The organism is Streptomyces sp. NPDC046860 (assembly GCF_040645115.1).
Taxonomy (GTDB): Bacteria; Actinomycetota; Actinomycetes; order Streptomycetales; family Streptomycetaceae; genus Streptomyces.
The window spans coordinates 111,033-123,197 of record NZ_JBEYXQ010000019.1 but is presented as its reverse complement, the minus strand read 5'-3'; the positions used below and the strand labels follow the sequence as shown (position 1 = coordinate 123,197).

At 71.1% G+C, this 12,165-nt stretch carries 10 protein-coding genes; 2 read left to right on the top strand and 8 right to left on the bottom strand.

The genetic code is table 11. From position 1 onward, the window contains the following. Nucleotides 1–89 precede the first annotated feature (89 nt). From ABZ898_RS24355 to ABZ898_RS24325, 7 genes are all read right to left on the bottom strand, one after another. Entirely contained in the window at nucleotides 90–473 is a 384-nt protein-coding gene (locus ABZ898_RS24355) for a DUF3618 domain-containing protein (protein WP_361662627.1), read from the bottom strand. Next, nucleotides 470–886, bottom strand: a complete 417-nt coding sequence (locus tag ABZ898_RS24350) for a phage holin family protein (protein WP_361662624.1) — start codon at nucleotides 884–886, stop codon at nucleotides 470–472. Before ABZ898_RS24350 ends, ABZ898_RS24355 begins: the two co-directional genes overlap by 4 nt. 130 nt (nucleotides 887–1,016) lie before the next feature. Then, nucleotides 1,017–2,045, bottom strand: a complete 1,029-nt coding sequence (gene sbnA / locus ABZ898_RS24345) for a 2,3-diaminopropionate biosynthesis protein SbnA (RefSeq protein WP_361662621.1) — start codon at nucleotides 2,043–2,045, stop codon at nucleotides 1,017–1,019. 35 nt (nucleotides 2,046–2,080) lie between these two features. Continuing rightward, nucleotides 2,081–3,151: a 2,3-diaminopropionate biosynthesis protein SbnB gene (sbnB, locus tag ABZ898_RS24340; protein WP_361662618.1), complete on the bottom strand. Its 1,071-nt coding sequence runs from the start codon at nucleotides 3,149–3,151 to the stop codon at nucleotides 2,081–2,083. Continuing rightward, entirely contained in the window at nucleotides 3,148–4,152 is a 1,005-nt protein-coding gene (locus ABZ898_RS24335) for a TauD/TfdA family dioxygenase (RefSeq protein WP_361662616.1), read from the bottom strand. Before ABZ898_RS24335 ends, sbnB begins: the two co-directional genes overlap by 4 nt. A 43-nt stretch (nucleotides 4,153–4,195) precedes the next feature. Next, nucleotides 4,196–7,420 carry an amino acid adenylation domain-containing protein gene (locus tag ABZ898_RS24330; RefSeq protein WP_361662613.1) on the bottom strand — a complete coding sequence of 1,075 codons (3,225 nt, stop codon included), beginning with the start codon at nucleotides 7,418–7,420 and terminating at the stop codon, nucleotides 4,196–4,198. A gap of 11 nt (nucleotides 7,421–7,431) precedes the next feature. Beyond that, a complete protein-coding gene (locus ABZ898_RS24325; RefSeq protein WP_361662610.1) occupies nucleotides 7,432–10,020 on the bottom strand; it encodes a Pls/PosA family non-ribosomal peptide synthetase in 2,589 nt (862 codons plus the stop codon). 322 nt (nucleotides 10,021–10,342) lie between these two features. On the opposite strand from ABZ898_RS24325, the gene ABZ898_RS24320 reads away from it, so the two are divergent. Beyond that, nucleotides 10,343–11,302 carry a Dyp-type peroxidase gene (locus tag ABZ898_RS24320; RefSeq protein ID WP_361662607.1) on the top strand — a complete coding sequence of 320 codons (960 nt, stop codon included), beginning with the start codon at nucleotides 10,343–10,345 and terminating at the stop codon, nucleotides 11,300–11,302. Nucleotides 11,303–11,375: 73 nt separating this feature from the next. Then, complete coding sequence (locus ABZ898_RS24315; RefSeq protein WP_361662604.1) at nucleotides 11,376–11,768, top strand: VOC family protein; 393 nt, start codon at nucleotides 11,376–11,378, stop codon at nucleotides 11,766–11,768. A 65-nt stretch (nucleotides 11,769–11,833) separates the two neighbouring features. Here the strand turns inward: ABZ898_RS24315 and ABZ898_RS24310 are convergent, their stop codons facing one another. Beyond that, the gene (locus ABZ898_RS24310; RefSeq protein WP_361662601.1) at nucleotides 11,834–12,139 is read right to left on the bottom strand and encodes a DUF4235 domain-containing protein; all 306 of its coding nucleotides are present in this window, start codon (nucleotides 12,137–12,139) and stop codon (nucleotides 11,834–11,836) included. Nucleotides 12,140–12,165: the final 26 nt, after the last annotated feature.

Below are 12,165 nucleotides of genomic sequence, written 5' to 3'. Positions count from 1 at the left end.
ACGAGGGCGACCCTCCGCCTTGCGATCGCACGCACCAGACGCCGCGAGCCCTGCCCTCCGGGCAGACGACGCCACTTTGCGGACACGACCTAGCGCCGCTTCCTGCGGCTGAGCAGCGTGAGCGCGAGCACCGCGACCGCACCGGCGACCAGCAGGCCCCGCTTGTCGCGCACCTGCTCCGGCGCCCGGTCCTGCCAGAGCTGCTCGGCCTGCCCGGCCCTGGCCCGCACCTGCGTCGCGGCGGTGGCGGCCTTGTCCTTCACCGGGTCGGGCAGCTTCTCCCGCAGCTTCTGCGCGGTCTCGGCCGTCTGCACCTTCAGCGCCGCCGCCTTCTGCTGGGCGCGCGCCTTGACATCGGCCTTGTCGGTGAGCGCCTCCACGGTCTCCCCGAGCTCGTGCCGGGTCCGCTCGACCTGCTCCCGCAGCTCCTGCGGGCTCGCGGAGGCGGACTCCTCGAACGGCTGCTGTGTCATCGCCTGGCACTCTCCTTGATCTCGGCCACATCGGCCTTCACACTGTCGATGGTCTGCTCCGGAGCAGGCGGGGCGGCCAGGCCGACCTCCTTCTTGCCGGTCAGGGCGAGAACCGCCGTGACCGCGCCGAGGACGCCGGTGACGATGAGCGCGGCGGCCCATACCGGAAGCGGTACCGCCAGGGCGGCTATAGCCGTGGCCACCAGTGCCTGGAGAGTGAGGAAGCCGGCGAGCCCGGCGCCTCCGAACAGCGATCCGCCCTTGCCGTACCGCTTGCCCTTCTCCTTCATCTCCGCCTGAGCCAGGCGGAGTTCGCCGCGCACCAGCTCGGTGAGCTGCTGCGAGGCGCGTTGCACCAGTTCACCGACCGGCTCGTCACGGGCCACCGCCGGTTCACGGTCGGGTTCGAACATGACCATCACCCCTCCTGCGTATCCGGTCATCCGGATGCCCCGCATACGCGGAGGGACGCCTGCCCCGGCCCTGTTCCACAGTGCCCTCACACGGAGGGCACCGAGATGGACGGGGCCGGGGCGTCGTGGGTCAGGGCTGTGGCCGGCTGTCCGCCTCGCGGGGGGCCGTCTCCTCCGCCTCGAAGGCGGCGGTGGCCTGCCCGCTGGCGTCGAGGACCTCGTCGCCGAACAGGTCCTGCAGCCAGTTGGTCTGGTAGACGGTGTCGAGGTAGCGCTCGCCGAGGTCCGGCGCGATGGCCACCGCCGTCAGGTCACGGGTGTCGTGGCGGGCCAGCCAGCTCGCCGCACCGCTGACCACGGTGCCCGTGGACCCGCCGAACAGGAAGCCGCGCCGGGCCATCTGGTGGCAGGCCCGGATGGTGTCGGCCTCCTCCACCTTGATGACCTCGTCGACGTAGGACTCGTCGAGCAGCGGCGGGCGCATGCTCATGCCGAGGCCGGGGATCATCCGGCGCCCCGGTTCCCCGCCGAACGCGACCGAGCCCACGCTGTCCACCGCGACGATCCGCACCGGCCGGTGCCACTGCCGGAAGTAGCGGGCGCATCCCATGAGCGTCCCGGCGGTTCCCGTGCCCACGAACAGCACGTCCAGCCGCGGGAACTGGCGGGCGATCTGCTGCGCGGTCGTCCGGTAGTGCGCCTGCCAGTTCCCGGGGTTGGTGTACTGGCTCAGCCACACGTACCGGTCGTCTGAGGCGCACAGCGAGCGGACGTACTCGATCCGCGTGCCCAGGAACCCGCCGTTCTCGTCCAGGTCGGCCACGATGTGCACCTTGCTGCCGAGGGCTTCCATCAGCAGCCGGGTCGACAGGTTGCAGCGCGAGTCCGTCACGCACAGGAACCGGTAGCCCTTGCTCGCGGCGATCATGCTGAGAGCCACGCCGAGGTTGCCGGACGAGGACTCCACGATGACGGAGTCCGGCTTGAGGACGCCCTCCCGCTCGGCGCCTTCCACCATCTCGTTCGCGGCCTTGAGCTTGATGGAGCCGGCGAAGTTGAAGCCCTCGCACTTCAGGTAGAGGGGACATCCGAGGACCGACTTGAGGTCGACGAAGAGACGGCCTTCGTTGAAGTCATGGGGAGCGGATATGACGGGCACGATGGGCCTCCTGGTACCGGGGAAGGGCAGCGCTCTCAGCCGTACCGGCGCAGGTCGTGGAAGAAGTTGTCGATGAGACCGAGGTTTCCGGCCCGGGCCGTCTCGTCGTAGACGTACTTGCCGACGGCGAGGTCGAGGACGCCGAGCCCGAAGGGCGAGAAGACGATCGGCCGGTCGGGCGGCGGGGCGGCACGGCCCAGCATCACGTCGTAGAGCGTGCCGTTGAGGAAGTCCCGGTTCCCGGTGCGCTGTTCGACCAGGTGCGGGGAGGTGTCGGCCTTCAGGCAGTGCTCCACGTCGTCGACGAAGTTCGCCGACGCCATGAGGACTTCGGGCGCCAGGTCGCGCAGCGACACGTGCAGCACCAGCGGGTTGTGCGCGAACAGCGACGCGTCGCCCACGTGCGGTGCGCCCGCCACGGTGGCGAAGACCACCAGATCGCTGTCCCGGATGAGGTCGGCGGCGCTGTCGTGGACGGTGACCTCGGCGCCGGTCCCGCTCTGCCGCAGGTAGTCGCGGAACCCGGCGGCGCTGTCGGCGGCCAGGTCGTGCACGCCGATCGCCTCGAACTCCCAGCCGTTGCCCGCGAGGAAGGTGTGGATGTAGCGGGCGATGAGCCCGGTGCCGAAGAACCCGACCCGGGTCGGGCGCGGCCGGGACCGGCTGAACCAGTCGGCGGCCAGCGCGGCGGACGCGGCCGTCCTGGTCGCGCTGATGATGGAGCTCTCCAGACAGGCGAACGGGTAGCCCGTACCGGGGTCGTTGAGGATCAGGACCGCCGAAGCACGGGGGAGCCCGGACCGGATGTTCTCCGGGAAGCTGGAGATCCACTTGACGCCGTCGACCCCCACGGAGCCGCCGATCGAGGCCGGCAGCGCGATGATCCGCGAGCTGGGCCGGTCGGGGAACCGCAGGAAGTAGGAGGGCGGGTTGACCGAGTCCCCGGCGCCGTGCAGCCGGTAGGTCGCCTCGACCAGCTCCGTGATCTCCTTCTCGCGCCCGCTGAGCGCCTTGTGCACCTGCTCACCGGAGATCACCGCGAACGACGGCGAGGACGCCGGGTCGGGTGCGGCCGGCTGCGCTGTGGTCGGCAGTAGGTCGGTCATCGCTCGCTCGCCTCCGAGTTCGTGCCCCCGGCGGCCAGGCGGCGCGGCTCGGCCATGCCGACCAGCACCTCCCGGTCCCCGGTGTAGGGCTCCCTGCTGTGCGCGGTGCGGACGTTGTCGACGAGCAGCAGGTCACCGGCCTGCCACGGCTCGCGCCTGGTGTGCTTCTCGTACGTCGCGTTGAGCAGTGCGACGACGTCCTCGCCGATCGGGGTGCCGTCCCCGAAACGGGTGTTGAACGGCAGTCCGTCCGCGCCGTAGATGTCCACGAGGTACTCGCGCACCTCCGGGGCGAGCGTCCACTCGTTGAGGAAGGCGATCTGGTTGAACCAGCACGCCTCGCCCGTGACGGGGTGCCGGACGACGGCCGGGCGCCGCTGGGTGGTCCGCAGCGAACCGTCCGGCTGCCAGGCGAAGTCGATGCCGTGCGCCCGGCAGTAGCTCTCGACCCCGGCGCGCTCGGCCGTCCCGAACGACTCCTCCAGGGACGCCCCGATCTCGTCGTTGTAGGACCGGGTGAGCTGCCAGCCCTCCCGCTCGAAACGCGTCCGCACCTCGGTGGGCAGCTCCCGCAGCACCTCCACCGCGTCGGCCACCGCCGTCGCCCCGCCGTCCTCGGGCGCGGTCAGACAGGCGAACAGCATGACGCCGGGAGGCTCCTGTGTGTAGCTCAGCTCGTGGTGCATGCACATCGGCTGGTTGGCCGGCCAGGTCGTGGACGCGTACAGCCCCGACCCGAAGGTCTCGCGCGGCGCGAAGGACTCCCGCTCCGTCATCAGGCCGCCGGTCAGCCGGGCGAACACGGCGCCGACCTGCTCGGGGTCCCGCAGCCCCAGGCCCCGGACCAGCACAGACCCGTGCTCGGTGACCGCGGTGCGCAGCGCGTCGCGGTACTGCGCCGCCCAGCCCGGCACGTCGGCCGGGGGGTCGATACGGGCCATCGGGGGTCTGCCCGGCCGCAGCTCCACATCGAGCGGGCCTGCCAGGGATGAGGTCGACATCTCGGATTTCCTTTCGGTCGCCCATCAGCGGGCTGGGGAAGGGTCAGGAGGAGGCCAGCGGCTCCACCGCGGTCAGGACGGCCTTGGCCGCCTCGGTGGGCCGCAGGCGCGGGAAGTAGTGCCCGCCGTCGGGGAGTTCGAGAAGATCCACCCGGTCGGCCAGCAGCAGCCAGTCCTGGTGGACGTCGGCGTACCCGGCCGTGTGGGGGTCGTCCGCTGCCACCACCACCGACACCGGGGCCGACAGGCGCGCCGGTGGCGGGTTCTCCAGGGCGTCACGGAAGTACTGGTGGGCGCCGAGGCAGTCGTGCCGGTAGGCGGCCCCGACCCGCTCGGCGTGCCGCGCGGTCAGCTCCGCCAGCTCGACGTAGCCGCCCTCCGCGGCCAGCCGCGCGGCGATCTCGGCGTTCTGGCGGGCCGACAGCTCCTCGGCGGCGGCCCGGCGCCCCGCGGCCGTGCCGAGCAGTTGCGCGCCGACGAACAGCCGCGTCACCTCCACCCCGCGCTCGGCGAGCCGGCGGGCCGTCTCCACGGCCGGGGCGGCGCCCGAGGAGTGGCCCCAGAGCATGACCCGCCTCAGACCGCGCGCGGTGATCTCGTCGGCGACACGCTCCGCCACCTCGGCGATCCCGGAGAACGCCTCCTGCCGTCCGGCGAGGTCGTGGCCGGGCAGCTCCACCGCGAGCACCTGCGTCCCGCCGCCCGCGAGCGCGCTCGCCATCGGCTGGAAGTTCACCGCGTTGCCCCCGGCGTACGGGAAGCACACGAGCGCGCACTCCGGCGTCCCGTCCGCCTCCGCCAGCGGCTGCAGCAGTTCGCCGTCCTGCCCGGCCGCGCCGTCCAGGAGGGCGGCCAGGTCCGCGAGGACCGGGGTGCGGGTGATGTCCTTCAGCGACACCGCGCGGTCGAGCGCGATCGTCAGCTTCACCGCCGTCAGGGAGGTGCCGCCGGAGTCGAAGAAGTGGTCCGTACGGCCGATCCGCTCCTCGGGGACGCCCAGCAGCACCGCCCAGGCGGCCGCGAGCCGCCGCTCGGCCGGGGTACGCGGCTCGCGGTCGCCGGCCTCGTCCCGCTCGGCGGGGGCGGCCTGCCCGGCCAGCGCGGTCAGCGCCTTGCGGTCTGTCTTGCCGTTGGCGGTCAGCGGCAGCGCCTGCTGCCACTGGAAGGCGGCCGGGACCATGTACGCCGGGAGCGCCGCGCCCAGCGCGTCGCGCAGCTCGTCCACGGTCAGCTCGCGCCCCGCGTAGAAGGCGACCAACTGCTGCCCCTGGCCGACCCGTTCCGTCACGACCACCGCGCCGTCCCGGACCCCGGGCACCCGCAGCAGGGTGTTCTCGATCTCGCCGATCTCGATGCGGAAGCCCCGGATCTTGACCTGGTTGTCCCGGCGCCCCAGGAACTCCAGCTTGCCGCCCGGATGCCAGCGCCCCCAGTCACCGCCCAGGTAGAGCCGCTCACCCGGCCGGTAGGGGTCCTCCAGGTACGCCTCACGGGTCCGCTCGGGGTCGTTGACGTAGCCCCGGCCCACGCAGACCCCGGAGAAGGCGATCAGCCCCGGCGCGCCCAGCGGCACCAGCTCCAGCCGCTCGTCCACCACCAGGACGCGCACGTTGTTCACGGCACGCCCCAGCAGGACACGCTCGCACACTCCGTCGATGATCTCGTGGTTGGTGTCGTCCGACGTCTCGGTCAGGCCGTAGGCGTTGACCAGAGCGATGCCGGGCTGGACGGCGAACCAGCGCTGGACCAGCTCCGGCTTGAGCGCCTCACCGGTCACCGAGACGAACCGCAGGTCGGGGAAGTGACGGGGGTGCCGCTCCAGGTAGGAGACCAGGACCTCCAGATACGAGGGCACGAGCTGGGTCACGCCGACCCGGCCGCCCACGAGCGTGTCCGCGAACCGCTCCACGTCCATCAGCACGTCCTGCTCGACCAGCAGCGTGCGCCCGCCCGTCAGCAGCGCGGAGACCAGCTGCCACAGCGAGATGTCGAAGCACTGCGGCGCCGTCTGCGCCACCACCGTGCCCTCGCCGACCCCGAGGTCGTCGATCTTGGCGAAGAGGTGGTTGAGCATCCCCGCGTGCTCGCACATCGCCCCCTTCGGCTCGCCGGTGGAGCCGGAGGTGAAGTAGATGTACGCGAGCCCGCCGGGCTCCACCGCCACACCGAGGTCGTCGTCGGCGTGCCCCTCCGCGTAGGCGTCCTCGACGAGCACCTTCCGCGCGCCGGGCACGTCGGCGAGCGCCTGGTCGAGCGTGCCGGTGCTGCCCGCCTCGGTCAGCACCAGCCGGCATCCGGCCCGCGTGAGGGTGGCCGCGATCCGTCCGGGCGGGAAGTGGGGCTCGATCGGCAGGTAGACGCCGCCCGCCTTGAACACGGCCAGCGTCGCGGCCAGCCAGTCGAGATCGCGTTCGGTGACCACGGCCACCACGTCCTCGCGGCTCAGCCCGCGTGCCACCAGGGCCCGCGCCAGCTGGTTGGCCCGGCTGTTGAGCTGGGCGTACGTCCACTGCCGCTCGCCCAGTACGGCCGCCACCGCGTCCGGGTGCTCGCGCACCCGCCGCTCGAACAGCTCGTGCGCCCGCGCGTCCGGCAGTTCCCGCGAGGGACCGGCCAGGCCCTCCAGTTGCTCGTGCCGCTCCGCGTCCGACAGCAGGTTCTCCGTCAGGTGCTCCGCGTCCACGTCGGCCGCCATCAGCTCCAGCGCCCTCAGGTGGTAGCCGGCGATCCGGGCCGCGGCCGTGGCGTCCAGGACGTCCGTCCGGTACCGCAGGACCAGGCGGCCGCTCTCGGAGCGGTGCACGTGCAGCACCGCGTCACCGGCCGGCGGGCCCGGGGCGCCGAACACCACCTCGAACGGCGCTTCCGTGACGCCCAGTTCGCGGCGCAGCTCCTCCAGCGGGAAGTCCCCGTGCGCGAGCACCAGTTCCTGAGCGCGGTGGGCGGCGGCAACCAGCTCGCGCCAGGAGCCGGGGGAGACGCCCATCCGGCACGGCAGGGGTTCGCCGCCGCTGCCGTCGGCATAGCCCGTCACCACGTCCCGCTCGCCGCAGAGGGCGGACAGCACCTTGGCGTGCGCCGCCAGCAGCAGGGTGCCGGCCGGCACCTCCAGGCGCCGGGCGAGGCCGTCCACGGCCCCCGGCAACGGCACCTCGTGCTCCGCCGTACCGGGAACCGGCACCTCGGCCCACCGCGGTAGGGCGGTGGGTCCACCGGCGGTGAGCACACCGCTCCAGAAATCCCGGTCAGCCTGCACACGCGTTCCCATCGGATGCTCCCTCAGCTCACGGACGCCGTGGCGGCGCTTTCCACGGTCGGTGGGGTCCTGCGGCCGGTACCGGCGGGCCGCACCACGGCCTCCGGCATCTCCACGGCGGGGTTGCCGCCCCAGCGCGCGTGCGCGGGGACCTCCTCGCCCTTCATGAGGAAGGAGTCGGGCGCCAGCCGCGCGCCGTCGCCCATCGTCACGCCGTAGTGCACGTGCGAGCCGACACCGAGGGTGCAGCCCTCGCCGAGCGTGGTGCCGTCGGACTTGAACGTGCCGTCCTCCTGCGAGTGGCACTGGACCTTGCTGCCGGCGTTCAGCGTGCAGTGGTCACCGATGACGGTCAGCGTGCGGTCCGTCATGTAGCAGCCGTCGTCGAAGACCCTGCGGCCCATGCGGACACCGATCAGGCGCCACACGAGGGCCTTGAAGGGGGTCCCGTTGTAGATGTTCAGGTGCCGGTCCGGCACCTTCCACAGCCGCTCCTGCGACCAGAACAACGGGTCGTAGATGGAGCACAGCATGGGGCGCAGCCGCCGGAAGCGGGTGAGGCAGCGCTCCACCAGCACGTAGTAGAGCGTGGACAGGAGCAGCGTCAGCGCCATGTAGGTGGCGATCACGACGTGCCCGAGCACGCCGTACAGCTCCACGGTGGCCAGGGCCAGCAGCGTCAGGCCGAGGACGTGCAGCCAGCGCAGGAACAGCATGAACGCCATCGAGCGCAGGTTGAAACGATTCTTCGCCGCGAGGTTCCGGCTCAGCGCGTCCCCGGTGCGCAGCACGTCGAACCGGGAGTCGCGCTCCACCGACCGCGGGATCTCGAAGCACGGCGAGCCGAGCAGCCCGACGCCCTCCCGGATCTCGCCGTCCAGCGGCACCATCACCTTCGTCGCCAGCAGGCAGTTCTCGCCGGTGCGTCCGCCGGTGGGATAGGCGATGTTGTTGCCCAGGAAGTTGTGCGCCCCGATCGTCGCCCGCGACACCTTGAACGACGTCGCCGAGTAGTCCGCGTTGATCACGGACAGCCCGTCGGCCACCATCGTCCCGCTGCCCACCGTCACCAGCAGCGGAGTCTCGTGCTGCAGCTCGGTGCCGAAGTTCGACCCGGTCTGCTCGACGTGGGAGAGGTCGTACCCGATGCCCCGCAGGTAGTGCACGATGTACGAGCTGTCCCCGAAGAGCCAGGCGAAGAACTTCACGTTCGTCGTCCGGGCCACCGTGCGGTGCACGGCGTACCGGAACCCGTAGAGCGGGAAGACCCGGTCCGCCGGGACCACCAGGCTCAGCAGGCGCGGCAGGGTGCACATGACGAGCAGGCCCAGGACGATGAAGCCGACGAACAGCGCCAGGGACAGGACGACCCCGTCGGTGAGCAGTTCCCCGGGGGGCAGCGCTGTCTCGGGCTCCAGCCGCCTGCGGACCGCCGGCACGGCGTTGAACAGCATGTACAGGCCGCCCACGCCGAGCGGGATGTAGAGCAGGAACAGCTGGAGCAGCGAGGCGAGGGCGAACCACACCCGGCGGAAGGTGCCGCACCGGGCGGGCGCGACCCGCAGGTAGTCGACCTCGGTGACCTGCGCGGGGGAGCCGTGCCGGTGCTCGCCGTCCGGGACGGCCTGGCCGCGGTGCAGCGACGAGGAGTGCCCGAGCTGGGCGCCGTCACCCATCGACGTGTCGATGTCCAGGACGGTCTTCTCCCCGATGTACACGTCCCGGCCGAGGGTGATCCGGCCCGTCTGGATGTGCCCGGCGTGCGCCCGGTACCCGAGGAAGAACGAGTCCTTGCGGATCACCGTGCCGGAGCCCACCGTCAGCAGGTCGGTGCAGACCGGGACCGAGTGGGAGAGGATCGTGACTCCCTTGCCGATCCGCGCGCCCAGAGCCCGCAGGTAGAACACGTACAGCGGGTTACCGATGAAGAGGATCATCGGATTCGCGTGGAGCAGGGCCTTGACGACCCAGAAACGCAGATAGCGAACGCCCCAGACGGGGAACTCGGCGGATTTCCAGCGCCCCACGAGAATCCACTTGGCGACCACCGGGAAGACGCACAGCGCCACGAATCCGATACCGCCGAAGACCAGGGACCGCAGATACACGTCGACCACGCCGGAACCGGTGGCCACCCATTCGTAACCGCTCGCACCGACGAAACCGGCGGCCAGCGAGTAACCCAGGAAGATCAGCAACTGGGCCGTGCCGCACAGGGCGTGGGCGAGTCCGCTCGGGGGCGTGACCGGCTCCGGCGCCTGATCGGCGGGGGAGAGACGGTCGGGGGATGCGGCGTCCGCCGCGGCGGTCTCCGCCAGCGCGGCCGTCAGGGAGTGGATCGTGGGGTACCGGTAGATGTCCTTCATGGACGGGGAGGGCAGATCCTCCCGCTTGCGGACCCGGGCGCAGAACTGCGCCATGACCAGGGAATTGGCGCCGAGGCCGTCGAAGAAGTGCGCGTCGGCCGGAACACTCTCCACGCCCATGACGCCGGCCAGCGCTTCCGCCAGGCGTGATTCGGTCTCCACGACCGCCAGGTCCGGGCTGTGCCGGGCTACGACGGTTTGCGCGTCCGTTCCTTCTATATGGACGTCCGAGGACTGTTCCACCATGTGATCTCCTGGAGATCTTCTGGATCGCTGGCTCGGCAACGTGCTCTTCACTGATCACGAACTGCCGCTTCAGTTTCGGCCCGCCGTCGTCAGGCTGCCACTTCGAATCGATCACCCCGCGAGCCGGAAAACGCCCGGCAGGCCCGTGATCCCTGGGTCGCCGCAGGTGCGGGGCGCGTCAGGGATCACCTGAATGGCGGACTTCACGGACCGGGCGCCGGTGGCGGTGCGCCCCGGGGTGTCCGATGCTGGACAGGCCGGAATCCGCCCTGCTCGCACCGCCCCGCCTGCGCGTGACGCAGGCCGCTCAACGGGAGAGGCCATGGACCCCACCGCCGCCGCGAAGCACGCACTCGAGACCGAGCCGCAGTACATCGACGCGCCGATGACGGCGGCGGCCGCCTTCCTGGTGCTCACCATCAACGACGGCGAAGCGGCCATGGACAAGGCGCGGTCCGTGGTGGCGAGCATCGAGGACCTGGTCAAGGACATCAAGATCCAGGTGAACACCGGGGTCTTCACCTGCAACCTCGGCATCTCGCACCACGCCTGGGCACCGCTGACCCGGAGACCGATGCCGAAGGAACTCAAGCCGTTCCAGGAGATCCGCGGCGCCCAGCACACCGCGGTCGCCACCGAGGGTGACCTCCTCTACCACGTCCGCGCGGACTCGGTGGATCTCGTCGTCGAGTTCGAGAAGATCCTCCTGGAGGCGTTCGGCGACTCGGTGACGGCCGTGGACGACGTCAGCGGTTTCCGCTACTACAACGGCCGTGACCTGCTGGAATTCGTGGACGGCACCGCCAACCCGATCGGCCTGTCCCTGCCGGCCGCCACCCTGGTCGGCGAGGAGGACCCGGAGTACACGGGCGGAAGCTACGTCGTGATCCAGAAGTACCTGCACGACCTCAAGGACTGGCGCGCCCAGACCACCGAGACGCAGGAACAGATCATCGGCCGTACCAAGTTCGACAACATCGAGCTGCCCGACGCGACCGAGGGACAGAAGTCGCACAAGACCCTGTGCACGATCCAGGACGCGGAGGGCGAGCATGACATCCTCCGCGACAACATGCCGTTCGCCACGCCCGGCAAGGGCGAGTACGGCACGTACTTCATCGGCTACTCCCGCCACCTGTGGGTCACCGAGAAGATGCTGGAGCGCATGTTCATCGGCGACCCGCCGCCGCTGCACGACCGCATCCTCGACTACTCGCGCGCGGTCACGGGAGTCACCTTCTTCTGCCCCGCCCGGAAGTTCCTGACCGGCCTCGCGGACTGAGCCGCACACGCTCCGCGACTGAATCGGGCGGTCGGGGACAGTCGCAGGGGAGGCGACTCATCCGGGAGGAAGCATGACGCTGGTCAAAGCGGGCGTGGTGGTGCTCGACTGTGCCGAGCCGGAGAAACTGGCCGCGTTCTACGAGGAGTTGCTGGACGGCGAGCAGACCGTCGCCTCCGCCAACCTGGTGCAGATCCGCGGTGCGGACGGCTTCCGCATCGCCTTCCGCCGCGATGTCAACGCCACGCCCCCGAGCTGGCCACGCCCGGAGAACTCCCTGCAGGCCCACGTCGAGTTCATGGTGGAGGACCTGGACGCCGTCGAGCGGCGGATCGTCTCGCTCGGGGGCCGGCCGCTGGAGACCCGGGACGCCGTCGGCCCGCACGAGGAGCGCGGCTACGCCGATCCGGCGGGCCACTCCTTCACGGTGCGGGTGGACCCGCCCACCGCGCCCAAGCAGGGCTGAGCCGGGGACGAGGACCGGGGGTGAGAGCACGCCGATACGCCCCTCACCCCCGGTCCTCGTCCGCTTCAGTCCCGGCCGCCCTTGTCCGCCACGGGCCACACACCCGTCGACCGCTCGATGGCCTTGGCCCCGGTCCGGTCCACGGCACTGCGGACCACCGCGAAGATCGCGCCCTGCACGGCGGCGGCGAGCAGGATCTCGCCCCAGCCGCGGTCCCGGTCCAGCGCGTCGGGCGCGTCCTCCTCGTGCCGTATCGCCATCCACGCCTTGCGGAAGGCCAGTCCGGCCAGCGCGCCGCCGGCCCAGCTCATCACGAAGCCGGCCGGCTTGTAGGTGAGCGCGAGTTTTTTCTTGGTCTTGTTCTTCGCCATGTCACGCTTCTTCCTCGTACAGCCGC